The sequence below is a fragment of the Variovorax sp. dw_954 genome, assembly GCF_018449755.1.
Taxonomy (GTDB): domain Bacteria; phylum Pseudomonadota; class Gammaproteobacteria; order Burkholderiales; family Burkholderiaceae_C; genus Variovorax.
Genome location: NZ_JAAVVD010000012.1, coordinates 151,956 through 177,324, shown reverse-complemented (window position 1 = coordinate 177,324; position 25,369 = coordinate 151,956). Strand labels below are relative to the sequence as shown.

The 25,369-nt window shown below is 67.1% G+C and carries 18 protein-coding genes; 13 read left to right on the top strand and 5 right to left on the bottom strand.

Annotated features, from left to right (window positions below):
- Positions 1-20: 20 nt before the first annotated feature.
- Positions 21-1,211 (top strand): serine hydrolase domain-containing protein, encoded by a 1,191-nt coding sequence (locus tag HB681_RS19805; RefSeq protein ID WP_213956584.1) that lies wholly within the window; start codon positions 21-23, stop codon positions 1,209-1,211.
- On the opposite strand, the gene HB681_RS19800 is transcribed toward HB681_RS19805, so the two are convergent.
- Positions 1,192-1,596: a phasin family protein gene (locus HB681_RS19800; RefSeq protein ID WP_213956583.1), complete on the bottom strand. Its 405-nt coding sequence runs from the start codon at positions 1,594-1,596 to the stop codon at positions 1,192-1,194. The genes HB681_RS19805 and HB681_RS19800 overlap by 20 nt on opposite strands.
- 130 nt (positions 1,597-1,726) lie before the next feature.
- Here HB681_RS19800 and HB681_RS19795 point away from each other — a divergent pair, with 130 nt between their 5' ends.
- The 6 genes from HB681_RS19795 to HB681_RS19770 all read left to right on the top strand — a co-directional run bounded on the left by HB681_RS19795 (position 1,727) and on the right by HB681_RS19770 (position 16,685).
- Positions 1,727-2,191, top strand: coding sequence for a ferritin-like domain-containing protein (locus HB681_RS19795; protein WP_213956582.1), 465 nt, complete (start codon positions 1,727-1,729; stop codon positions 2,189-2,191).
- 223 nt (positions 2,192-2,414) lie between these two features.
- A complete protein-coding gene (locus HB681_RS19790) occupies positions 2,415-3,074 on the top strand; it encodes a peroxiredoxin (RefSeq protein WP_213956581.1) in 660 nt (219 codons plus the stop codon).
- Positions 3,075-3,080: 6 nt separating this feature from the next.
- Complete coding sequence (locus tag HB681_RS38760) at positions 3,081-4,121, top strand: MBL fold metallo-hydrolase (RefSeq protein ID WP_213956580.1); 1,041 nt, start codon at positions 3,081-3,083, stop codon at positions 4,119-4,121.
- Between the two features lies 1 nt (position 4,122).
- A complete protein-coding gene (locus HB681_RS19780) occupies positions 4,123-15,198 on the top strand; it encodes a GAF domain-containing protein (protein ID WP_213956579.1) in 11,076 nt (3,691 codons plus the stop codon).
- Positions 15,199-15,289: 91 nt separating this feature from the next.
- Positions 15,290-15,628 carry an Hpt domain-containing protein gene (locus HB681_RS19775; protein WP_213956578.1) on the top strand — a complete coding sequence of 113 codons (339 nt, stop codon included), beginning with the start codon at positions 15,290-15,292 and terminating at the stop codon, positions 15,626-15,628.
- Positions 15,621-16,685 carry an adenylate/guanylate cyclase domain-containing response regulator gene (locus HB681_RS19770; RefSeq protein WP_213956577.1) on the top strand — a complete coding sequence of 355 codons (1,065 nt, stop codon included), beginning with the start codon at positions 15,621-15,623 and terminating at the stop codon, positions 16,683-16,685. Before HB681_RS19775 ends, HB681_RS19770 begins: the two co-directional genes overlap by 8 nt.
- Positions 16,686-16,690: 5 nt before the next feature.
- Here HB681_RS19770 and HB681_RS19765 read toward each other — a convergent pair whose 3' ends face one another.
- The gene (locus HB681_RS19765; protein WP_213956576.1) at positions 16,691-17,971 is read right to left on the bottom strand and encodes an ion channel protein; all 1,281 of its coding nucleotides are present in this window, start codon (positions 17,969-17,971) and stop codon (positions 16,691-16,693) included.
- 253 nt (positions 17,972-18,224) lie between these two features.
- Between HB681_RS19765 and HB681_RS19760 the strand changes: the two genes are divergently transcribed.
- From HB681_RS19760 to HB681_RS19735, 6 genes are all read left to right on the top strand, one after another.
- Positions 18,225-18,545 (top strand): hypothetical protein, encoded by a 321-nt coding sequence (locus HB681_RS19760; RefSeq protein WP_213956575.1) that lies wholly within the window; start codon positions 18,225-18,227, stop codon positions 18,543-18,545.
- A gap of 123 nt (positions 18,546-18,668) precedes the next feature.
- Positions 18,669-19,196, top strand: coding sequence for a hypothetical protein (locus HB681_RS19755; RefSeq protein WP_213956574.1), 528 nt, complete (start codon positions 18,669-18,671; stop codon positions 19,194-19,196).
- 244 nt (positions 19,197-19,440) lie between these two features.
- Positions 19,441-20,205: an SDR family oxidoreductase gene (locus HB681_RS19750; protein WP_213956573.1), complete on the top strand. Its 765-nt coding sequence runs from the start codon at positions 19,441-19,443 to the stop codon at positions 20,203-20,205.
- Between the two features lie 13 nt (positions 20,206-20,218).
- Positions 20,219-21,007, top strand: a complete 789-nt coding sequence (locus HB681_RS19745) for an SDR family oxidoreductase (RefSeq protein ID WP_213956572.1) — start codon at positions 20,219-20,221, stop codon at positions 21,005-21,007.
- Between the two features lie 257 nt (positions 21,008-21,264).
- A complete protein-coding gene (locus HB681_RS19740; RefSeq protein WP_213956571.1) occupies positions 21,265-21,519 on the top strand; it encodes an AbrB/MazE/SpoVT family DNA-binding domain-containing protein in 255 nt (84 codons plus the stop codon).
- Positions 21,513-21,833 (top strand): type II toxin-antitoxin system PemK/MazF family toxin, encoded by a 321-nt coding sequence (locus HB681_RS19735; protein WP_213956638.1) that lies wholly within the window; start codon positions 21,513-21,515, stop codon positions 21,831-21,833. Before HB681_RS19740 ends, HB681_RS19735 begins: the two co-directional genes overlap by 7 nt.
- 44 nt (positions 21,834-21,877) lie before the next feature.
- Here the strand turns inward: HB681_RS19735 and HB681_RS19730 are convergent, their stop codons facing one another.
- The 3 genes from HB681_RS19730 to HB681_RS19720 are packed head-to-tail and all read right to left on the bottom strand — an operon-like array spanning position 21,878 to position 25,360.
- Positions 21,878-22,582, bottom strand: a complete 705-nt coding sequence (locus tag HB681_RS19730) for a DUF2894 domain-containing protein (protein WP_256735013.1) — start codon at positions 22,580-22,582, stop codon at positions 21,878-21,880.
- Positions 22,560-23,216: an OmpA family protein gene (locus tag HB681_RS19725; protein ID WP_213956569.1), complete on the bottom strand. Its 657-nt coding sequence runs from the start codon at positions 23,214-23,216 to the stop codon at positions 22,560-22,562. Before HB681_RS19725 ends, HB681_RS19730 begins: the two co-directional genes overlap by 23 nt.
- A complete protein-coding gene (locus HB681_RS19720) occupies positions 23,216-25,360 on the bottom strand; it encodes a DUF802 domain-containing protein (protein WP_213956568.1) in 2,145 nt (714 codons plus the stop codon). The genes HB681_RS19725 and HB681_RS19720 overlap by 1 nt, the downstream gene beginning before the upstream one ends.
- Positions 25,361-25,369 lie beyond the last annotated feature (9 nt).

Here is a 25,369-nt window from a genome sequence, read left to right as displayed (position 1 = left end):
CCAACAACAGGAGACAAAGCATGAATGAGTTTGATCGCGTCCTCCAGGATGCCGTGTCGCGCAAGGACCTGCCCTTCGTGGTCGCGACGCTGGGCAACAGCGACGGCGTGTTGTGGAGCGGCGCCGCCGGCGACGCCAGCCCGGGCCATCCCGCGACCATCGACACGGTGTTCCGGATCTTCTCGATGACCAAGGCCGTGGGCAGCACCGCCGCCATGATCCTGATGGACCGCGGCAAGCTCGGCCCGGACGCCACGGTCGAGAGCATCCTGCCGGAGTTCGCCGAGATGAAGGTGCTCGAATCGGTGGGCCCGGACGGCCCGGTGTTTCGTGCACCCAGGACCCAGGCCACGGTGCGCCACCTGGCCACGCACACGTCGGGGCTGGCCTACGAGTTCTGGAATGCCAATGTCGCGAAGTACATGGAGGCGACGCAGTTTCCGTCGATCCTGTCGGGCCTCAGGCAGTCGCTGAAATATCCGCTGCAGTTCGACCCCGGCACGCAATGGGACTACGGCATCGGCATCGACTGGTTGGGCCAGGTGGTCGAGAAGGTGGATGGCCGGCCGGTCGACCAGTTCGTTCGCGAGGAGATCCTGGAGCCGCTGGGCATGCGCGACACGCGCTTCGAGCCGGACCCGGCCTGGGGCAGCCGGCTCGCGGGCGTGAAGATCCGTGGGGCCGATGGCGAGTTCGCCGACTTCGACATCGCGCCGCCGCCCAAGCCCGAGTTCTACGGCATGGGCCATGCGCTGTATTCGACGGCGCCGGACTACCTGCGCTTCCTGCGCATGTACCTCAACGGCGGGGAACTGGACGGCAGGCGCATCCTGCGCCGCGAAACCATCGACAAGCTGCTGCAGAACCAGATCGGCTCGGTGCAAATCCCGATCCTGAAGTCGGCCAACCCCGCAGTCACGGCGGACGTGGAGTTGTTCCCCGGCCTGAAGAAGTCGCACAGCATGGCCTTCATGCGTGTCGACGAAGATGTGCCGGGCGCCCGCTCCGCCGGCTCCCAGACCTGGGCCGGCGTGCTGAACACGCATTTCTGGTTCGACCGGAGCGCCGACCTGGCGGGCTTGATCATGACGCAGGCACTGCCCTTCGCCGACCCGCGCTTCATGCAGACCTACGCGGCCTTCGAGCAGGCCGCTTATGCGAAGGAAGCTGCGAAGGAGCCCGCGAAGGAACTCAGCCGATCAGCTTCTTGATTTCGGCCATGTGCTCGTTGGCCCGCTCGGTGATGTGGGCCATCGCGGCCGATTGCGAGTCGCGCGCCATCTCGGCGAGTTCCTTCATGTCGGCCAGCGTCTTCTCGATGGCCTGGCGCACCAGCTCGCCCTGCTTGGCCGGGTCCAGCCCGGCGGCGACGGCGCTCTTGGCATGTTCCTGCACGCCCTGCACGGCTTGCTGAAGCATCTCGGTCTGCTTCTGCACCATCGCCTGCATGGACTCGAAGGCCGACTTGTTGGCCGCGACCAACGCCTCGACATCCTTGCGCCGTCCCTCGACGAGGGAAGACATGTCCACGCCCGGCAGCTTGAACTGCTCGAACATCTTGGTCAAATCGCCAAACGGGTTCACTGGGTCGGCCATAACTGTCTCTCCTGTGTGGGGTGCGCGGCGCGGAAATCGCGGCAGCGGCGCGGATCATTGCACATCAGGTGGTCGTTGCGGCGCCAGCCGCGCATAATCGCGCCCCCACATGAGACGAACGGGTGCTGCCATGGAACAGCTCGATCAGGCGAAGGTAGTCGCGGTGCTCAACCGCATCCTGGAAGACGAACTGGCCGGCGTGGTGCGCTACACGCACTATTCCTTCCTGGTGTTCGGCTTCGGGCGCATACCCATCGTGTCCTGGTTGCGCAGCCAGGCCGACGAATCCTTGCTGCATGCCCAGCAGGTCGGCGAATGGATCACCACGCTGGGCGCCTATCCCTCGCTCGCGATCGGCTCCCTGCTCGACTCGCACCAGACCGACATCGGCGCCATGCTGCGCGAATCGCTGGAGGCCGAGAGCCGCACGCTGCAGCTCTACCGCGACTTGCTCGGCGTGGTGGAAGGCCGCTCCGTTGCGCTGGAAGAGTTCGCGCGGCAGATGGTGCAGGTCGAGGAACTGCATGCCGCGGACGTCGACAAGATGCTGCGCAAGCCGGGCGACCTGGCCAGCTTCTCGTCGGCCTCTCGCTGAACATCCATCCCGCTGCGGTTCGCGCCCTCGCCGCGGCATGTTCCGCGCCTCCCGGGTGCCAGGAGGCTCGCCCGCGGGGCGGATGACCCCGCTTGTTTCCGCCTGCGGAAAGTGGTGTACTTTGGTGTACTTCTTTGCGGACCAGGCGATGGCGAATTGCTGAATGCCCGGATCCGCACAGCCGGCAAAACGTGTCTCCTCGACCTCTGCCCAAGGAACTGGAATGTCATTGCGCATCAACGATATCGCTCCCGACTTCACGGCCAACACCACGCAGGGCCCGATCAAGTTCCATGACTGGATCGGCGACAAGTGGGCCATCCTGTTCTCGCATCCCAAGGATTTCACGCCCGTCTGCACCACCGAGCTGGGGTACATGGCCAGGATCGAGCCGGAGTTCACCAAGCGCAATGCCAAGCTCATCGGACTGAGCATCGACCCGGTCGACGCGCATGACCGCTGGGCCAAGGACATCGAGGAGACGCAGGGCTTCCTGCCGAAGTACCCGATGATCGGCGACACCGACCTGGCCGTGGCCAAGCTCTACAACATGCTGCCGGCCGAGGAGGCCGGTACGTCGGAGGGTCGCACCGCCGCCACCAACGCCACCGTGCGCTCGGTCTTCATCGTCGGCCCCGACAAGAAGATCAAGCTGATGCTGACCTACCCCATGACCACGGGCCGCAACTTCGACGAGATCCTGCGGGTGCTCGACTCGATGCAGCTCACCGCCGCGCACAAGGTCGCGACGCCGGTCAACTGGAAGAAGGGCGAGGACGTGATCATTGCCGGCTCGGTGTCCGACGACGACGCGAAGAAGCTGTTCCCCGACGGCTGGAAGGCGCCCAAGCCGTACCTGCGCGTGGTGAAACAGCCAGGCTGAGCCGGGGTGGTCTTCGAGCAGATTGCGACCGGCGGCTGCCAGTCGTACCTCATCGGCTGCGACGACACCTGCGCTGCCGCGCTGATCGATCCGGAGCTGAGCCAGATCGACCACTACATCGCCCTCGCCTCGCGCGACGGCGTGCGCATCCGCTACCTGATCGACACGCACACGCATGCCGATCACTTCTCCGCGACCAAGGAACTGGCACGGCAATTGAACGTGCCGGTCATCATGCACCGCAAGAGCCCGGCCCCCTTCGTCGACATGCGGCTGGCCGACGGCGAGATGGTCGTGCTCGGCAAGCTGCGGCTGCGTGCGCTGCACACGCCGGGCCACACGGCCGACTCGATGTGCCTGCAGGTGGGCGACCGCGTCTTCACCGGCGACACGCTGCTCATCGGCGGCACCGGCCGCACCGACCTGCCCAGCGGCGACCCCGAGCAACTGCATGACAGCCTGTTCAACAGACTGCTGAAGCTCGACGCCGCGCTCAAGGTCTATCCCGCGCACGACTACAAGGGCCGCAGCCATTCCACCATCGCCGACGAACTCGCGAACAACCCGCGCCTGCAGAAGCGCGACCGCGCCGAGTTCGTCGAGATGATGCGCACGCTCAACCTCACGATGCCCACGCACATCACCGAGGCGCTGCGCACCAACATGAGCGGCGGCAAGACGGTGGCGCACCTGCTGGCCGCGGCCACCGCCACCGTGCCCTTCATGTCACTGGGCGAACTCAAGTCGCGCGTGGAGGCGAAGGAAGACGACCTCATCGTCCTCGATGTGCGCGAGCGCGACGCCTACGAGGCGGGCCACGTGCCCGGCGCACGCCTGCTGCCGCGCGGCCAGCTGGAGCTGCGCGTCAACACCGAGCTGCCCGATCCGACACGGCGCATCCTGGCCTGCTGCGAGCTGGGCTACATCTCCACGCTGGCCGCGGCCACGCTGCGCGAGATGGGCTTCGCGCATGCGGTCGCGCTGGACGGCGGCATGAAGGCCTGGCGCGAAAGCGGCTACCCGCTGACCACCGGGCGCGAACCCTGAAATGCACAAGACCCTGTCGGGGCCAGCCTCGTTGGATGCGCGCCTGTTCGAGAGCGGCCTGCGGCTGGCCGGCTTGAGCCGCGAGGACGAATGGCGCAACGCGCTGGTCGATGAGGCCGTGGCGCTCATCGGCGCACAGCGCGCGCTGCTGGTGCTCGATTGCGAGAACACCTTGCACATCGCGGGGGCGAAGCTGCCGGAGGGTGAAGAGGCAGCAACCCTGCTGGGCGCCATCGAGCCCTGGCTTGCCACGGCCCGACGCTCGCGCAAGCCCAGCCTGCGACACGGCCCCGAGGGCGCCGGTCCTTCCGAGCAGCGCTCCTGCCTGATCGCGCCCCTCGTCGACAAGAGGAACCTGCTCGGCTATCTCTACGCCGACATCGAAGGCACGCACGGACGTTTCGACAACACGCACCGCGACGCGCTCGCCCTGCTGGCGCGCCAAGCCGCCGCAACCCTGGCCGGCATCCGCCGCCAGGAGGCCCTGGAACGCACGCTTGCCGAAGGCGCCGACGCACTCGCGCAGCGCGCCAGCGAGCTTGCGCTCATCCACAGCATCCAGCAGGGCGTGGCAGCCCGCATGTCCTTCCAGGACATCATCAACCTGGCGGGCGACAAGCTGCGCGAAGTGCTCCGGTCCGGCGACATCTCCATCATGTGGCGCGACGAGAAGACCGGGCTGGTCCAGGCGCTGTATCGCTACGAGCACAACCAGCCGCTGCCCCTGCTGCCGGCACGCGCGCTGAAGCCGGGGGATCCGGTGACGCGCATTTTTGTGGCGGGCGAGGTGGGCTTGGCGAACACGCGCGCGGAGCAGACGCAGGCCGGCATGGGGCCCTCGCCGGGCACCGACTGGGCGCACTCGATCGTCGGCGTGCCCATCATCGGAACCGAGCGCGTGCTCGGCGCCATCGGCCTGCAGAACCACGAGCGCGAATACGCCTTCGGCCCGCACGAGATCCGGCTGCTGCAGACCGTGGCGGCGAGCATGGGCGGCGCCCTGGAGAACGCCCGCCTGTTCGACGAAACCCAGCGGCTCCTGAAGGAGACCGAGGCACGCAATGCCGAACTGGCCATCATTGCCGCGGTGCAGGACGCGCTGGCCGGCGAGCTCAACCTGCAAGGCGTGTACGACGCGGTCGGCGACAAGCTGAGCCAGGTGTTCCCATGGGCCGATGTCGGCATCCGCATCTACGACGCCGCCACCAACCTGTTGCACTACCCCTTCATCGGGCGCCAGGGCGAGCGCTTCCGCATGGAGTCGATGGCGCCGACCGGCTTCGGCGCCCAGGTGCTGCGCACGAAGCGCACGCTGCTGGTCGACGAGAACCTGGAGGCCGAAGCCGTGAAGGCCGGCTCGGTGCGGCTGTCGTATCACCCCAGCTACCCCAAGTCGCAGGTGCTGGTGCCGCTGGTGGTGGCCGACAAGGCGGTCGGGATGATCTCGCTGGCCGACCTGCAGCACGAGCATGCGTTCAGCGCTTCCGACATCCGGCTGCTGGAAACGCTGGCCGGCAGCATGAGCGCGGCGCTGGACAACGCACGGCTGTTCGCCGAGACGCAACGCGCGCTGGCGCACCAGACCGCCGCTTCCGAGGTGCTGCAGGTCATCGGCCAGTCGGTCGCGGACACCGGGCCGGTGTTCGACAAGATCCTCGAATGCTGCGACCGCCTGTTCAATGCCTCTTCGTTCGGCCTGTACATGGTCGACGCGCAAGGGCTGCTCAACGTCACGCGCTGGCGCATGTCGAGGACCGGCCGCGCAGCGATCGGCGATGAGCGTGCGGATGAACTCGCCGTTCAGTTGCGGTCGGTCTACCCGCGGCCGCTGGCCGATACCTCCGCCGAACTCGCCTTCCAGCGCCGCGACCTGGTCGAGATCGCAGACGTGCTCAACGACCCGGACGCGCCGCCGTCCCTGCGCCGCAACGCGCAGATCGCGGGCCTCAACTACTCGAACCTGGCCGCGCCGCTCATGTGGGAAGGCCGGGGCCTCGGCATCCTCAGCATGCAGCGCACCGACGTGGGCCCCTTCGAGCCGAGCGATCGCGCGCTGCTCAAGACCTTCGCCGAGCAGGCCGTGATCGCTATCCACAATGCCTGGCTGTTCGACGAGACGCAGGAGTCGCTGGCGCACCAGACGGCAGCCGCCGAGGTGCTGCAGGTCATCGGCAAGTCGGTCGCCGACACCGGGCCGGTCTTCGACAAGATCCTGGAGCGCTGCGAGCGCCTGTTCGACGCCAGCGGCTTCGGCCTGATGATGCTCGACGCCAACGGCCAGCTCGAACTGACGCGCTGGGTCGTCACGGCCGCCGGCCATGCCGAGATCGCGCAGGAGCGCATCGATGCGATCGGGCCGTTGATGAAGGCCAGCTACCCGATGTCGTTGGTCGGCACGGCCGCAGAGGCCTCTTTCCGCACCGGCGAACTGGTCGAATACGCCGATGTGCTGGGCGACCCGAATGCGCCGCAGGCGCTGCGCCTCTATGCCGAGTTCGTCGGCAAGAGCTTCGCCAACCTGGCCGCGCCGCTGATGTGGGAGGGCAAGGGCGTCGGCCTGCTCAGCATGCAGCGTGGCGAGGTCGGGCCGTTCAAGCCCAGCGAGCGGGCGCTGCTCAAGACCTTTGCCGACCAGGCGGTCATCGCGATCCAGAACGCGCGGCTGTTCCACGAGACGCAGGAGGCGCTGGCCCACCAGACCGCCGCGGCCGAGGTGCTGCAGGTCATCGGCAAGTCCGTCCATGACACCGGGCCGGTGTTCGACAAGATCATGGAGTGCAGCGACCGCCTGTTCGACGTCAGTTCGTTCTCCCTGACGATGGTCGATCCGCAAGGGCAGATCGCGCTCACGCGCTGGCGCATGACCGCGGCCGGCCGGGCGGTGATCGGCGACGAACGCGCTGCGCAGCTCGGCCTGGCGATGCAGGCCAGCTACCCGATGCCGATAGCCGACACCTCCGCCCCGCTCGCCTTCCGCACCGGCGACGTGGTGGAGTTCCCGGATGTGCTGGCCGCTCCGGATGCGCCGCCGATGCTGCGCCTCAATGCGCAACGACTCGGCCGCAGCTTCGCCAACCTGGCCGCCCCGTTGATGCTGGAAGGCCGCGGCATCGGCGTCCTGAGCATGCAGCGCAGCGAGGTCGGGCCATTCACGCCCGGCGAGCGCGCGCTGCTCAAGACCTTTGCCGACCAGGCCGTCATCGCGATCCAGAACGCGCGGCTGTTCAACGAGACGCAGGAGGCCCTGCAGCGCCAGACCGGCACGGCGGAGATCCTGCGCGTCATCGCGAGTTCACCGACCGACGTGCAGCCGGTGTTCGACGTGATCGTGGAGCGCGCGGTGCAGTTGTGCAATGCGCGCATGGGCCGCGTCTACCGCTACGACGGCACCACCATCCACATGGTGGCCGTGGGCGGCGTGCATCCGGTCAAGCTGCGCAAGCTCAACCGCATCTTCCCGCGGGAGGCGGCGGACGACACCATCGCCGGCGTCGTCATCCGGTCCCGCAAGCCCTACTTCGTCAAGGACATCCAGCAACCCAACGACGTGCCGACGCTGTCGCTGCAGATGATCGCGTCGCTGGGCACCCGCAGCCAGGTCACGGTGCCGATGCTGCGAGGCGGCGAGCCCATCGGCGCCATCACCGTGGGCTGGGCCGAACCCGACGCCTGGGACGACCAGCAGGTGGCCCTGCTGCAGACCTTCGCCGACCAGGCTGTGATCGCCATCGAGAACGTGCGCCTGTTCAACGAGACCACGCAGGCCCTGCACAAGGTGGAGGAGCGCACCGCGGAGCTGACCGAGTCGCTCGAATCGCAGACCGCGGTGAGCGACGTGCTGCGCGTCATCAGCGAATCGCGCACCGACGTGATGCCGGTGTTCGAGGCCATCCTCGACTGCACGATGTGGCTCTTCGAAGGGCCCTCCTCCTCGATCTTCACCTACGACGGCCGCCTGGTCCGCCTGGCCGCGACGCGCAACTGGTCCCCGGAGGCGCTGGAAGCGGCGCGCACGATGTGGCCCGCGCCGCCCGACCCGCACCAGATGAACGGCCGGGTCATCCTCGAACGCCGCGCCCTGAGCAACGAGGACGCCTGGGCCGACCCGGACTACGACCGCACGCTCGCCAGCACCGGCAGCCGGCGCCGCATGATCGCCGCGCCGATGATGAAGGAGGGCGAGGTCGTCGGCGTGATCGTCACCGCCTGGCCGGAGCCCGGCAAGACACCGCAGCGGCAGATCGACCTGCTCAAGCTGTTCGCCGACCAGGCCGTGATCGCCATCGAGAACGTGCGCCTCATCAACGAGACGCGCGAGGCGCTCGACCGCCAGACCGCCACGGCCGAAGTGCTCAAGGTCATCAGCGCCTCGCCGACCGATGTGCAGCCGGTGCTCGACTCGGTCGCCGAGCGCGCCGGCCTGCTGTGCCGCGCCGAGGGCAGCCGGGTGTGGCTGGTGATGGAGGGCAAGCTGCGCGCCATGACCAGCTATGGGCCCGAGTACGCCGACGGCGCGGGCATGGAGTTGCCGATTCGCGGCGGTTCGGTCGCGGGTCGCGCGTTCATGCATGCCCGGACCGTGCATGTCGAGGACGTCGTGCCCCTGATCGACACCGAATATCCCGATGTGCGGGAACTGCAGGCGCGCAACGGCTTCCGCACGGTGCTGGCCGTGCCGATGCTGCGCGACGGCCAGGCCGTCGGCGTGATCTCCCTGCTGCGCAACCAGGTGCATCCGTTCTCGCCGGCCGAGATCGGCCTGGTGCAGACCTTCGCCGACCAGGCGGTGATCGCCATCGAGAACGTGCGCCTGTTCAACGAGACGCGCGACGCCCTGGAGCGCCAGACCGCCACCTCCGACGTGCTGCAGGTCATCAGCAGTTCGGTGGCCGACGCCGCGCCGGTGTTCGACAAGATCCTGGAACGCTGCGAGCGCCTGTTCCGCAGCTCGGAGCTCGGCATCCTCACCATCGACGAGGAGCGGCAACTGCTGTGCTCGGCTGCCTATCGCGGCGTGTCGGCGCCGGCGGTGGCGCGCATCTTCCCGCTGCCGCTGCGCGACGAGCCGGTGCACCAGGCGATCCGCGAGAACCGGGTGCTGCGCTTCGACGACGTGATGCACGGCGCCGACACGCCCAAGGGCGTGCGCAACGTCGGCGCGATGCTGGAGATCGGCAACTACTCGCAGGTGTTCGCGCCGATGCAGTGGGAAGGCCGCGGCATCGGCACGCTCTACGTGATCCGCCGGCCGCCCGTGCCTTTCATAGAGCAGGAAGCCGTGCTGCTGAAGACCTTCGCCGACCAGGCGGTGATCGCGATCCAGAACGCGCGGATGTTCAACGAGACCCAGGAGGCGCTGGAACAGCAGAAGGCCTCGGCGGATGTGCTCAGCGTGATCAGCAACTCGGTGTCCGACAGTGCGCCGGTGTTCGAGGCCATCGTGAAGGCCTGCCAGCGGCTGTTCACCGGCGGCCACGCCATCATTTCGCTGGTCGGCGACGACGGCATGGTGCGCCACGAGGCGATTGCCGTCGCGCCGGGCGAGGACGGCCTCACGGCCGAGGCATTGCGGCAGGGGCTGGACAAGGGCGGCTATCCGCGACCGCTCGAACAGTCCTACCAGGCCTACCCGATCCGAAAGCGCCGGGTCGTGCACTATCCCGACATCGTCAACGGGCCGAACGTGCCCGAGGCGATGCGCCGCAAGGGACGCGAGGTCGGTAATTTCTCGATGCTGATCGCGCCCATGCTGTGGGAGGGCCAGGGCATCGGCACCATTCACGTCACGCGTTTTCCGCCGGTGCCCTTCAGCGCGAAGGAGTTCGACCTGCTCCGCACCTTTGCCGACCAGGCGGTCATCGCGATCCAGAACGCACGGCTGTTCAACGAGACGCAGGAGTCGCTGGAGCGGCAGACCGCCACCGCCGAGATCCTCAAGGTCATCGCCGGTTCCCCGGCCGACGTGCGCCCGGTGTTCGACGCCATCGTGCTCAGCGCGCGGCAACTGGTCGGCGGACTGTCGGCGACCTTGCTCAGGCGCGTCGGCGATTCGGTCCATCTCTCGGCCTTCACGCCTACCACCGAGGAAGGCGACCAGGCGCTGAAGAAGTACTTCCCGGTGCCGGTCGACTCGGACTCCATCTACCGGCCGCTGCTCACCGGTCAACCGCTGCTGATGCAGGACATCGAGTCGAACACCGAGGTCTCCGACGAGTTGCGCGCATTGGCGCAGCGCCGCGGCTGGCGCGGCCAGGCCAACGTGCCGCTGGTGCATGAAGACGTGCCGATCGGCATGATCAGCGTGACCCGTGTCGCGCCAGGACCGTTCTCCAGCCACCAGGTCGAATTGCTCAAGACCTTTGCCGACCAGGCCGTGATCGCGATCCAGAACGTCCAGATGTTCAACGAGACGCAGGAGGCGCTGGAGCGGCAGACCGCGACCGCGCGCGTGCTGCGCGTGCTGGGCGGCTCGATGACCGACACGCAGCCGGTGTTCGACGCCATCGTCACCAACTGCGGCAAGCTGCTGCACGACAGCCGCGTGGTGCTATGGCTGGTGGAAGCGGACGGCCTGCACGCCCGGGCCAGCAACGGCGGGATGCCCAGCCTGGTGCTGCCGGTGGACGACAGCAGCCCGGTCGGCGCCTGCGTCACGGGCAAGCGTGTGATCCACCTGCCGGACCTCGTGGCCGCGGTGGAGCGGCACCCGATGCTGCAGCAACTCGGCGTGGCCAGCGGCTTCCGCTCCGGCCTCTATGCGCCGCTGCTGCACGAGGGCCGCGCCATTGGCGGACTGGCCGTGCTGCAGAAGGAACCGGACGGCTTCGACGACAAGGACATCGGCCTGCTCGAATCCTTCGTCGGCCCGGCCGTGATCGCCATCGAGAACGTGCGCCTGTTCCGCGAGACGCAGGACGCGCTGGAGCAGCAGACCGCCACCGCCGAGGTGCTGGAAGTCATCAGCGGCTCGGTGGCCGACACGGGGCCGGTGTTCGACAAGATTCTGCAGAGCTGCGAGAAGCTGCTGAGCAGCAACGAGCAAGGCATCCTGCTGCTGGGCGCGGACGGCTTCGTCGAACTGGCGGCGCATCACGGCCCCGCCTTGCCGACGCTGCAGAAGATCTTCGCGACGAAGATTCCCTCGGCCGATTTCGAACGCGGCATCCGTGCGGGCAAGACGCTGCATTTCGTCAATGCACTGGACCCGTCGGCGCACTGGGCGGTGCGCAAGATCGCCCAGGCACTGGACATCGGCGCCTATTCGCAACTCGTGGCGCCGATGGCCTGGAAGGGCCAGCCGATCGGCTACCTCAACGTGATCCGCAAGCCCGCCACCGGCTTCACCGGTAAGGAAATCGCGCTGCTCGAGACCTTTGCCGATCAGGCGGTGATCGCGATCCAGAACGCGCGCCTGTTCCGCGAGACGCACGAGGCGCTGGAGCAGCAGACGGCCATCGCTGACATCCTCCGCGTCATCAGCAGTTCGCCCACACGGACGCAGCCGGTATTCGATGCCATCGTGCAAGCCTGCCAGCGCCTGTTCGAGGGCCGCGCGGTGGCGTTCTGCATTCCGCGCGATGGCATGGTTGAAACGGTGGCCTTCGCCGACGACGGCACGCGCGGCGAGCGCGAAGGCGGCTTCCTCAAGCCGTGGCCGCTGGACCGCGACAGCGCGGCTGGCGCCTGCATCATCGACGCGCGCCTCATCAACGTGGCGGACACGCGGGAAGGCGCCAGGGAGTTCGCCCGGATGAAGGACCTGTCGCTCGCGCTGGGCTACCAGTCGGGCCTGTTCGTGCCGCTGATGAAGGAGGGCCGCGCGATCGGCAGCATCGGCATCCTGCGTACGACCACGGGCAAGTTCAGCGAGCAGGAAACCAAGCTCGCCAGCACTTTCGCCGACCAGGCCGTGATCGCCATCGAGAACACGCGGCTCTTCAACGAGACGCGGGAGGCGCTGGAGCGCCAGACCGCGACCTCCGAGGTGCTGCAGGTCATCAGCCGTTCGGTCAATGACTCCATGCCGGTGTTCAAGCGCATCCTGGAGAGCTGCGCCCGGCTGCTGTCGATCGAGGACGCCGCCATCTACCTGGTCAGCGACGACGACATGCTGCTGCCCGGCGCGCGCATGGGCCCGCTCTACGAGCGCGCGTTCCAGGCCTTGCCGCAACCGCTCGGCAACTCGCTCACCGGCCGCGCCATCGCCAGGCGGCAGATCCTCCACTTCCCGGACCTGCTCGCGTCGGACGAAGTGCCGGAGCCGGTGAAGGCCGCGGGGCGCGCCGTCGGCAATGGTTCGATCGCCTTCGCACCGATGATCTGGAACGACCGTGGCATCGGGTCCCTGTCGGTGGTGCGCGTGCCGCCCCGCCCCTTCACCGAGAAGGAACTCGGCCTGCTGAGCTCCTTCGCCGACCAGGCCGTGATCGCGATCCAGAATGCGCGCCTGTTCAACGAGACGCAAGAGGCGCTGGAGCGCCAGACCGCCACGGCCGAGGTGCTGCAGGTCATCAGCGGATCCATGGCCGATGCCAAGCCGGTCTTCCGCAAGATCCTGGAGAGCTGCCAGGGCCTGCTCGCCAGCGACGAACTCGCGACCATGCTGATCGGCGACGACGGCCAGCTCCATCTCGCCGCCGCCATCGGTCCCTATGGCGAGAGCCGCCACCCTGACGAGTCGCGCGCCTACGATGGCAGCGGCACGCAACTGGCCATCGACGATCGCTGCGTGCTGCACTACCCCGATGTCCAGACCGACCCCAGCGTGCCAGAGGCCCTGCGCGAGTTGACCGTGCAGGCCGGCATCCGTTCCCTGCTGCTCGCGCCGATGCTGTGGGAGGACCATGGCCTGGGCTCGGTGCTGGTCGGCCGCACCTCGCCCAAGCCCTACACCACCGTCGAGATGGCCTTGCTCAGGACCTTCGCGGACCAGGCCGTGATCGCGATCCAGAACGCGCGCCTCTTCAACGAAACCACCGAGGCGCTGGAACAGCAGACAGCCACCGCCGATGTTCTGCAGGTCATCAGCAACTCGATGGAGAACGCGCAGCCCGTGTTCGACAAGATCCTGGAAAGCTGCGAGCGTCTGTTCTCTGGTTCGCAACTCGGCATCTCGCTCAATGGCGGCGACGGGCAGGTGCACCTGGGCGCGCACCGCGGCAATGCGCGCGAGGTGCTGGAGAAGTACTACCCGCGACCGTTCGACCTCTCGCCCATCGGCGTGGCCATGGGCGGCACCGAAGTGCTGCACATCCCCGATGCTCTCGCCGAGCCCCACCTGCCTTGGTTCATGAGGGAGGTGGCGGAGCAGGTCGGCAACTTCGCGATCATGGTCGCGCCGCTGATATGGGAGGCCCGCAACATCGGTTCGATCCACGTCACGCGCGATCCGTCGGAGCCCTTCAGCGACAAGGAAATCAAGTTGCTGAAGACCTTCGCCGACCAGGCAGTGATCGCGATCCAGAACGCGCGCTTGTTCAACGAAACGCAGGAGGCCCGCGCCGCCGCCGAAGCCGCCAACGAAGCCAAGAGCGCCTTCCTGGCCACCATGAGCCACGAGATCCGCACGCCGATGAACGCGGTCATCGGCATGAGCGGCCTCCTGCTGGACACGCCGCTGGACGTCGAGCAGCACGACTACGTGTCGACCATCCGCGACTCCGGCGACGCGCTCTTGACCATCATCAACGACATCCTCGACTACTCGAAGATCGAGGCCGGCCGCATGGACATCGAGTCGCACCCGTTCGACCTGCGCGACTGCGTGGAGTCGGCGCTGGACCTGGTCAGCACCCGCGCGACCGAGAAGCACCTCGACCTGGCCTATGTGTTCGAGGGCGACGTGCCGGTGGGCGTGAGCGGCGACCTGACGCGGCTGCGGCAGATCCTGCTGAACCTGCTGAGCAATTCGGTGAAGTTCACCGAGCACGGCGAAGTGGTGCTGACCGTCTCGGCCAACGCCCTGCCCGTGGGCAAGGTCGGCCTCACCTTTGCCGTGCGCGACACCGGCATCGGCCTGTCGCCGCAAGGCATGAGCCGGCTGTTCCAGTCGTTCTCGCAAGCCGATTCGAGCACCACGCGCAAGTACGGCGGCACCGGCCTGGGCCTGGCCATCAGCAAGCGGCTGGCGGAGCTGATGGGCGGCACCATGTGGGTCGAGAGCGACGGCCCCGGCACCGGCTCGACCTTCTTCTTCACCGCCGAGATGCCCGTGGCGGAAATGCCGCCGAGCAAGCGGCGCATCTTCACCGGCGTGCAGGCCGAGTTGCAGGGCAAGCGCGTGCTCGTCGTCGACGACAACGCGACCAACCGGCGTGTGCTCTCGCTGCAGTCCGCCAAGTGGGGCATGGAGGCGCGTGAGACCGCATCGCCGCTGGAGGCGCTGCGCTGGCTCGAACAAGGCGAGCGCTTCGACCTTGCCATCCTCGACATGCACATGCCCGAGATGGACGGCACCGACCTCGCCCGCCGCATCCGCCCCAGCCACCCGAAGCTGCCGCTGGTGCTGTTCAGTTCACTCGGCCGGCGCGAAGTGGGAGCCGATGCCGAGTCGCTGTTCAATGCCTACTTGTCGAAGCCGATCCACCAGTCGCAACTGTTCGACACGCTGGTCGGCCTCCTCGCACACGAACCGGTGACCGCCAAGGCCGCGCCCACCGTCTCCGCCAAGCCGCAGATCGATCCGACCATGGCCGCGCGGCATCCGCTGCGCATCCTGCTGGCCGAGGACAACGCGGTCAACCAGAAGCTGGCGATGCGCCTGCTGCAGCAGATGGGCTACCGCGCCGACCTGGCTTCCAACGGCATCGAGGCGGTGGAATCCGTGGAGCGCCAGGCCTACGACGTGGTGCTGATGGACGTGCAGATGCCCGAGCTCGACGGCCTCGACGCCACCCGCCAGATCTGCGCGCGGCTGCAGCCCGGCGAACGCCCGCGCATCGTGGCCATGACCGCCAACGCCATGCAGGGCGACCGCGAGATGTGCCTCGCCGCCGGCATGGACGACTACATCACCAAGCCCATCCGCGTGGACAGCCTGGTCGAGGCGCTGAACAATGTTCCTGAACGCAAGGATTGAATTGAATGACGAGCACCGAAGGACCGCTCCAAGGAGCGAGGGCCCCCTCGGGGGGCAGCGCAGTACACGAAGTGACGAGCGTGGGGGCCATATGAATGAGACTATCGACCAGACCACGTTTGCCGAACTGCAGGATGCGGCGGGCGCAGAGTTCGTGACGGAGCTGGTCCAGACCTTCCTCGAAGAAGCGCCCGAGATGCTGAAGGAGCTGCGCGAGTCGCAGGCCGCGGGCGACGCCGACACCTTCCGCCGCGCCGCGCATTCGCTCAAGTCCAACAGCCTCACCTTCGGCGCGGTCAAGCTGGGCGCGCTGTCGCGCGACCTGGAGCTCGGTGGCCTGGCAGCCGCGCAGAAGCCGGAAGCCCTCGATGCGCTGATGCTCGAATTCCTGCGCGTCGACGCCGCGTTGAAAGCGCTGTGCCATGTCTGACCAGCACGCCCCGGCGGCCCGCCTGCTGGTCGCGGACGACAACAAGGTCAACCGCCTGCTGCTGACCCGCAGTCTCGAATTGCAGGGCCACAGCGTCAAGACCGCGGAGAACGGCCGCATCGCCCTGGAGATGCTGCGCAGCAGCCCCTTCGACCTGATGCTGCTCGACATGGAAATGCCGGAGATGACCGGCTTCGAGGTGCTGGAGCACCTGAGCGCCGACACCAAGCTGCGCGACCTGCCGGTGATCGTCACCTCCTCGCTCGAAGGCGTGGCCGACATCGTGCGCTGCATCGAACTCGGCGCCGAGGACTACCTGCACAAGCCGGTGAACGCGGTGCTGCTGAAGGCGCGCATCGGCGCCAGCCTGGAGAAGAAGCGCCTGCGCGACCAGCTCAAGGAAATGGTGCGCCGCTTCGCCACCTCCGAGGTCGCGCAGGACATGCAGCAATCCGGCTTTGCCTTGGGCGGCCGGCGTGTGCAGGGCACCGTCATGTTCTCCGACATCCGCGGCTTCACCGCGATCGTCGAATCGCAGTCGCCCGAGGAAACGATCGACCTGCTCAACACCTACTACACGCTGATGTTCGAGGCCATCACCAGCCACGGCGGCGTGGTCAACCAGATGATCGGCGACGGCCTCATGGCCATCTTCGGCGCCCCGCTCCCGCTGGCCGACCACGGCGGCTGCGCGGTACGCGCGGCGCTGGACATGGTCGAGATGGTCGGGCTGCTGAACCTGGAACGCACCGCAACGCACAAGACCGAGATCCGCATCGGCGTGGGCATCGCCACCGGCGAGATGGTGGCCGGCTACACCGGCACGCAGGAGCGCGCGACCTATACCTGCATCGGGGACACGGTGAACCTCGCTGCGCGGCTGGAGGCGCATACCAAGCTGGCGCAGCGCGCGATCCTCATCGACCCCGCCACCTGCCATGCGCTCGACGGGCGCATTGCGGTCGAGGCGCTGGGGCCGGCGCTGTTCCATGGGAAGTCGGCGCCGGTGGATGTGTATGCCGTCAAGGACGCGAATCTGGCTGCTGCGCCGGCATAGCGCGCTCAGTGGGTGTTGGGCGGCGGCTCCTGGGGTTCGTCCTCGATCAACATGACGGCGCGGCCCGCCAGCACGAGCCACGCCGGCAGGATGACGACGCACAGCATCGGCAGCAGATCGATGCCGGGGAGCATGATGGCGCCCATGAACAGGCTGAGCCAGCCGTCCCGCGTCGCCACCAGCGTGAAACCGAGCACGGAACAGGAGACAGAGATCGCGCCGGGAATCATCGGGAAGACCTGGTGCACGAGCAGTCCGAATGCGACGCCGACGAACACCAGGGGAAAGATTCGTCCACCCCTGAACCCGCAGGTTGCCGACACCAGGATGGCGACCAGCTTGATGACTACGATCAGCGCCAGTGCCGCGGCGCCGTAGCTGCCGGCGTTGCTCACGAGCGTCTTCATCTCGGCCAGGCCCTTGAACATGGTGATCGGCCCGCCGACGATCCCCAGAAGGCCCAGCACGAACCCGCCGATGGTGAGCGCCAGGACCGGGCTGCGCATGGCCTTGTAGGCCTTGTGGAAGAACGGGAAAAGCCACACGGCGCACATGCCGACCGCAATGGCGGCAAGCGCCACCAGCATGCCGAGGCCGATGTCGATGATGTTGGGATGAACGTAGGGCTGGATCGGCAGCGAGAAATTCATCTCCTCGAACTGCGACATCGTGATCGCGCCCGTGCCGGCTGCAATCAGCGGCGCGAAGAGCTGGTCCCACAACGGCTTGTCCTTTTGGCCGGTGAGCATTTCCGAAAACAGAAGCGCAGCCGCGACTGGCGTGCCGAACATCGCGCCGATGGTGCCGGCCGCCGCCAGCAAGACCCAGCCCTTGGTCGGGACGTATGGAACCAGCCTGCTGCCGACGGCAACCGTGATGCCCACGATGATCGCGATGATCGGGTTCTCGGGCCCCAGGCTCACACCGCCCGCCAGCGCAAGGATCAAGGCCAGGGCCAAGCCGGGCAACACGCTCAGCGGCGTGGGTGCGCCGAAGAGTTCGAGGGTCGCGGGATCGGGTCCTGCATGGCCGGGGAAGAAGCGGACGACGAGGCCGACCGCGAATCCCGTCAGCGTCAAGATGCCCAGCACCCACCACCACGTCGTGTTCGAGGCGCCGAACATCGGGGGCAGGGTCTGCCACAGGAATTTCTGAAGCAGATTCGCGACCAGCACCACCACCACCAGGATGACGGCGGCGGCCGCACCGACGACGATCGCCGGCCCGCCAAGGGCCACCATGCTTCGGGCCCGAGGATCAATTGCAAGCGTGTCCGGAGTGCTCATGGCTGTCTTCGACTGGCATAGGCCGCAAAGTCATCGGTCTTGCAGGCTAACGCGCCGGGGTAGACACGCACATTGCCCTTTGGGGCAAAGTCGACTGGCGGCTCTTGCCGTCGTTGCCTGCGGCAAGTGTCCGATGAGCTTCCCGCAAGCGCTGTCCAGTGTCATGATCCTCGCGAGGATCCTGTCGCAGGGAAGTTGCCCTCGGGCGCAAGGCGTCGGCTGACCCTGTCCCCGAGAGTCCGTAGGAGCGATCGTGTACGACTTCAAGTGGTCTGATTCTGAAAAGAAGCTCGCCCGCAGCGTGTTCGAGGCTGCGCTTGCAACGGAGCTGGCCGAGCTCATCGCCGAGTTCAAGATGAGGGCCGCCGCGGCAGCCGAACCTGACGACCTATGGTCCATCCAGGAGTACCTCCACCGCACGCGGCGAGAGATCGACGAGAAGTACGACTACCGGTACTCGCAGCTCGGCCTGGTGTTCGGCAGGTTGCTGCGCGAAGGGCGCATACAGGAGGCGCAGTTGGCTGGTCTTTCGGAAGAGAAGCTGTCGCACATTCGGCGCATTGCGTCCCTGTGAGGCCCTCGCAACCGACCGAAGCCATCGCCCCAAGCCGCCGGCACACACAGGCGCTCCGCGCCGAAATCCCGGCAGCGATCAAGGCGAAGAGATGAGCGTTTTCTTGGCCAACAGGAGGTTCCCTTGCCCCCGTTCAACAACGTCATGATCATCACGGAGGACCAGGTCGGCGAAGGGTCGCCCCTGCTCTTTCCCAGCGTGTCATCGTGCTCGGCCGTCGTGGCCTGCCTGGCCAACACGCTCGTGGGCGCGCATTTCACGCAGGATGTCTGGACAGGCGTCGACCCCCAGAAGTTCACCCGCAGGCTTCTCGATGGGCTGAAGGACAAGATCGGTGTGCGGCCGATCGATCGGCTGTTGATCGTCGGATTCAATCAGGGCCACAACCCGCCGAAGATCATGTCGGACCTGGAGGTGCCGCCGGCCCATTGCGACACCTACGACATCTCGCGCAAAGGCGTGCCGGATGTGACCTTGATCTTCACCCACCAGGGCGCAGGCGTGCGCCCGAAGGTCGACTTCAAGCGCCAGACCAAGGTGACGGCGGCAGCCGATCCGAATCCGGACTGGACGATGGCCGATCTGCGCAAGGGCGCACTCGGCACCGCGACGACCGGCAAGCTGCACACGTTGAGAAAGCACTTCGTCTGAAGAAGGTGTGAATCCTTCTACTGCGGACGCCCATCCCGCTACGAAATCTTCACTCCTTCCGAGGCGAGCGCGGCTTGCCACGGCAGGCGAGGTTCGCGCATCAGCTTCGGCCGGAAGCAAGGCCCGCCTTGCCCGGTCACCTCTGGGACTGCCTCGCCAGCCCGCGATGCAGACCGCGCTCAAAGCCTCTGCTATCGTCCCCGACGCCTGACTTGGCACCCAGATTTCTTCGAGGAGTTTCCTGATGTCCCTGTTTTCATTGACGGGCAAGGTGGCAATCGTCACCGGCTCATCCCGCGGCATCGGCCGCGCCATTGCCGAGCGGCTGGCCGAGCACGGCGCCAAGGTGGTGATCTCCTCGCGCAAGCCCGGGCCTTGCGAGGAAGTGCGCGACGCCATCAACCGCCAGCATGGCGACGGCACGGCAATCTCGGTGCCGGCCAACATCTCGTCGAAGCAGGAACTGAAGAATCTCGTCGACGAAACCAACCGCCAGTTCGGCAAGGTCGACATCGTGGTCTGCAACGCGGCGTCCAACCCGTACTACGGCCCCTTCGCCGGCATCGAGGACGACCAGTTCCGCAAGATCCTGGAGAACAACGTGATCGCCAACCACTGGCTGATCAGCTTCGCGGTGCCGCAGATGATCGAGCGCAAGGACGGCGCGATCATCATCGTGTCCTCGATCGGCGGCCTGCGCGGCTCGCCGATCATCGGTGCGTATTGCGTGTCGAAGGCGGCGGACATGCAGCTTGCACGCAACCTCGCGGTCGAATACGGGCCGCACAACGTGCGCGTCAACTGCATCGCGCCTGGCTTGATCAAGACCGACTTCGCGCGCGCCTTGTGGGAAGACCCGGAGGGCCTGAAGCACCGCACCGCAACGACACCGCTTCGCCGCATCGGCGAGCCGGACGAAATCGCCGGCGCGGCCGTGTTCCTCGCATCGCAAGCCGGCTCGTTCATGACCGGGCAAAGCCTGGTCATCGACGGCGGCGTGACCTGCTGAGGAGGCATTCCACATGGACATCCAAGGCAAGGTCGTCATCGTCACCGGCGGCGCGTCGGGCATCGGCAAGGCACTGTGCGAACGCTTCGCCCAGGAAGGCGCGCGTGGCGTGGTGGTGGCGGATCTCGACGCGGCAGGTGCGCAGCGCGTGGCCGAGGCCATTGGCGGCATGGGCGTCGGCGTCAACGTCGCGGTCGAGGCGGAGATGCAGGCACTGGTGCAGGCCGCGACCGAACGCTTCGGCCAGGTCGACGTGTTCTGCTCGAACGCCGGCATCATCGTGCGCGGCGACGAGGACACGCCCAATGCCGACTGGCAGCGCCACTGGGACGTGAACCTCATGGCCCACGTCTACGCGGCGCGCGCCGTGCTGCCGCAGATGCTGGCGCGCGGCGAGGGCTACCTGGTGCAGACCGCCTCCGCCGCCGGCCTGCTGAGCCAGGTGAATGCCGCGCCCTACTCCGTCACCAAGCATGCGGCCGTCGGCTTTGCCGAATGGCTGTCGATCGCGCATGGCGACCAGGGCATCCGCGTGAGTTGCCTGTGTCCGCAAGGCGTGCTGACGCCGATGCTGATGGGTGCCGACGGATCGCAACGCAGCCAGAGCTTCCTCGGCGACGGCGCGGTGTCGCCGGATTCCGTGGCCGGCGCGGTGATCGACGCAATGCAGGAAGAGCGCTTCCTGGTGCTGCCGCATCCGGAAGTGCTGACCTTCCTGCAGCGCAAGACCGCCGACTACGACCGCTGGCTTCGCGGCATGCGGCGGTTGCGGGAGAAGTTGGTGGGGATGGTCAAGGGCTGAGGGGGACACGCAAGGCTGCGGCCATCGTCAGTAGCGGTCCTTTCGTTCGCGAGGAACGGCCCTTGCTGGCACCCCTGGCGATGCCATGCAGTTCGTCCAGTGTAGGGACCGGCACGACCAGCACACCCGCGCCCTTGGGAATCAGCGCGAATTCCTGGCCGACGTCCCATTGGAGACCTTGCGCCAAGAATACCCGCGGTCGTGGGACATTGACCTCGGACCCCTGAAGGAATAACATTGTTGCAACAGGAGGTTCCATGCAAGTCACTATCAGACCATTCGGAAACAGCAAAGGCGTCGTCCTTCCAAAGCCACTGCTTGCCCAGGCAGGCCTCGGCGACGAGGATGCGGCGGACATGACCGTCGAGGATGGCGCAATCGTCTTGAGGAAGACAGCGCGACCAGCCCGGGCTGGATGGGCGGAGGCTGCTCAGGCACTCGCCGCAAAGGGCGACGACGAATTGGTCATGGGCGAATTTGGCAACGCCGACGATGCGGAGTTGACCTGGTGAAGCGCGGGGAGATCTGGCTCGTCAATCTCGACCCCACCGTCGGAAGTGAAATCAGGAAATCACGACCTTGTCTCGTGGTTTCGCCGTTGGAGTTGAACGATCACCTGCGTACCGTGATCGTGGCGCCAATGACGTCGAAGGGCTTCTCTGCCCCTTTCCGAATTCCGCTAACGCACGGGGGCACCAAGGGACTGATCTTGCTGGACCAGATTCGAACGGTCGACAAAGTGCGCTTGGCCAAAAAGCTCGGCGCGGTATCGGCGAAAACCTTGGCGGTCACGTTGACCACACTTCAAGAAGTTTTCGCGGAGTAATTCATTGTCAGGCTGATCGAGCACCGATAAGCAAATGGCGACAGTTATTCGGATTTAACGCGGCCGGGCTTCTTCGATCCGTCGCGCTGGCTTTCCGCGCCACCCGTTGAAGCGCTCCCCGCATTCGCCTGCTCCAGCCAAAGCAAGGTATCCACATACGCCATGAACCGATTCAGGTACTCCGGCGAGAGGTCCCGCATCAACGTCAGCGCCTGATGCACCAGATGCTGCGAATTGAGCGGCCCCGCGTTCTCCGGCACCTTCGCCAGCGACTGCGTCAGCCGCCGATCGGCGCTCAGCCTGGACCAGGTGCTGCGGAAGTAGCTCAGCGTCTTCAGTTCGCGAGTGCCCTCGGGTGTCGGCACACCATCGGTGATTGCGGCCGGCCCGCGGCCTGAGGATGGCGCAAGCCGCCCGATGTGCTCGACCAGTTCGGCCAGCGGCCCGCGCGAGGCCTGGCTTGGCGGGCTCCCTCTCAGGGAAGCGGAACGCGATGCCGGTGGGCCGGCCTTTTCAAGGTCATCACCGTAGGTCCGCAAGAGCCTGTCGACCTTGTCGTCCAGCAAGCGCCGCGTCTCGCCGTTGTGCGCCGCCGCCCTCCTCGCCATCGCCTCGATGAACCGGAAGCGCACGGGGTCCAGCCGATGCGCGCCCTGCTTGCGCCAAGCCTCCAGGGTCGCGCCGGCGTCCAGGTCCGCCGCCGCAACATGCGCATTTGAAGCGTCGCTACCCACGGGGCTTGTCGACAACGATCGCATTCGATGGCCGCGGCGTCGGCGCCATTTCCACACGCCGGTTCTTCGACCGCCCGTCCGCATCCGCATTCGACGCCACCGCCTGTTCGGACCCAAAGGCAGCCGCAAACACCGACCCCGACGGCAACCCGTCCTCGATCAGCGAGCGCGTGACCGTCAAGGCCCGTTGCGCCGAGAGTTCCCAGTTGTCCGCGAACTGGCGATTGCCGCCGCGCACCTGCCGGTCGTCTGTGAAGCCGCTGACCATCAGGATCTCGTCGCGCGTCTTCAGGTACGCAGCCAGCGGCCCCGTGAGGCTCTTGAGCAACTGCCGACCCTCGGGCTGCAACTCGGCGGAGTTGAAGGCGAAGAGAACGCTGCCGCTGATGCCGATGCGGCCGTTGTTCAGCGTCACGCGCCCGGCTGCGAGCGGGCCTTCCAGTGCCTTCTCGAGTGCCTCGCGGCGCTGCTCTTCCGCCTGCCGCTGCTTGACCTCGGATTCCAGCTTGGTCGCCAGGTCCAGCTGCATGCCCAGCACGCACACCAGGATCAGCACGAAGGCGCCCAGCAGGCCCGACATGAGGTCGCCGAAGACTGCCCAGACCGGTACCGTCGGCTCGACGCCGCCGTCGATCGCGTCGTCGGTCATCACGCTTCGCTGCCCGCAAGGGTCCGCTGGCTGGCCAGTTGCTGCAGATCTTCGACGATCTGCTTCTGCGACATGATGCTCAGGTCGATGACTTCCCTCGCCTGCGCCACGTAGTAGTCCAGTTGCTCGTCGCTGCGCGCGAGGGATTTGCCGAGCGCGCCTTCGATGCGCTGCAGGTGCGCCACGAGCTTCTCGTTCGACTGGCTGAACAACTGCACGGCCAGGCCGAAGGCCTCGCCCAGGCTCGCCACCTCGACCGCGCTGCCGGTGACCTGCGCGGCGACGTCGGCCATGCGCGCGGTTTCGGCCTCGACCTTGTCGGTGAAGCGCGTGCCGACGCGTTCCATCACGTCCGCCGACGCCGCCACTAGCGCGTCGATGGCCGCGCGCTGCTCGGTGGAGGCGTGGTTCACGGCGCCAAGCAGGGTCTCCAGCGTTTCGAGGATGCGGCTGCGCTCTTCCAGCATCGCGTTGTCGCGCACCATGCTGTCGGACAGCTTCTGGCGCAGCTCGCCGATGACTTCGGCGGCCGCGCGGGGCGCTTCCGACGCGGCCTGCATGAGCTGCGCGATCTCGGCGATGGTGCGGCTGGCGTGGTCCTCCGAATGTGCAGAGATGTCGCGGCCGGTCCGGGCCAGCGTCTCGCAGATTTCGCGCTGTTGATGCTCGGCGCGCTGGCCGGCTTGCTGCCATTCCTGCTGCAGCGATTCGGCCATGGCTTCCAGGGACTGCGTCCACGCGCCAAGGCGCTGTTCGTCGCGCGAGGCCATCGCCTCCAGCGCCTGCGTCCAGGCTGCCAGCCGCTGTTCGTCGCGCGATGCCATCTCCGCTTGCAGGCTGGCATGCGCTTGGTCCACCGTGCGCTGCAACGAGGCCGCGTGTTGCTCGAAGCCTGCCGCAGCCGACACGAGGGCCAGCTGCGCCTCGCCCGACAGCGCCTCGCTGACGCGCTGATGCTGCGCCAGCGCCTGCCCCCAGGTGTCCGACACGCTGCTTGCGGTGCTCTCCAGCCGAGCCGCGACGCCTTCTACCAGCGAAGCCGACCGTTGCTCGAAGGTCTGCGCAAACCGGTCGAGCGAGCTGCGCAAATCGCCCGACTGCGCGACGATGGCGTTTTGGTGCTCCGCGAGCGCGCTTCTCCAGATGTCCGCCACGGCGCCCGTGGTCTCTTCCAGGCGGGTCGACAGGCCGTCGAGTTGCTTCTGCACGCTGTGCTCCACGGTGCCGTGCAACGCGACAGCTTCCCGCGCGATGCCAGCCATCGCCGCTTCCACGACCGGCTGGATCGTCGCGCCGGCGACGCGGGCGCTTTCAGTCAGGCTTTCCTTCAGGGACTGGCCGACGGAGGTGGCAAGCCCCGAATAGACCGCCTCCGCCTTCAGGTGGAAGCTGTCCTGGCTGGACGCGATGCGCTCGTTCAAGGCCGCGCTCTGTCGCTCCATCGCCGCCAGCATCTCCTGCAGTCGGCCGACCAATTCCGGCATCGCCTCGCCCTGCCGCTGCAGCAGCCTGAAAGACTCCTCGCGCTGGTGCGCCGCGGAAAACACGCGAAGGCTCGTCGCGATTCGCGTGTCCAGGGCTTGCGCTGCCTGCAGCCGGTCGCGCCGGCACAGCGCGGAGACCAGCCCCAGCATCGCCGATGCAGCCACGCCCGCGACGGAGGTGCCGAAAGCCAGCCCCAGGCCCCGCACCGGCGCGGCGAGCGAGGAGCGGATCGCATTCACGTCCGACGCGCTCTCCAGCGCGATGCCGGTGCCGTTCAGCGTGACCACCATGCCAAGGAAGGTGCCCAGCATGCCCAGCAGCACCAGCAGCCCCGCCAGGTAGGGCGTCATGGCCGGGCCGGGCAAGCCGACGCGCACGCCCTCGACGCGCAGGCGAACCGGGTTCTGCAGCGACGGATGCAGTTGCGCCAGCCATGGGCCCAGGCTCGCCGGCGGGTCGCCCTTCTGCGAAACGGCACGCGCAAGGGTCGCGGTCGCTTGGTGGAAGTGCAGCAGTTCAAGCGCGCCCATCAGGTAGAACGCGCCGACCAGCAGCGTGATCACCAGCGCCAGCGGATTGGTGCCGATGTATCCGGCGCCCACCCAGCACACGGCGGCCAGGCCAACCAGGAAGGCGGCGTAATGGAGAGATCTGTTCATGTGGCTTAG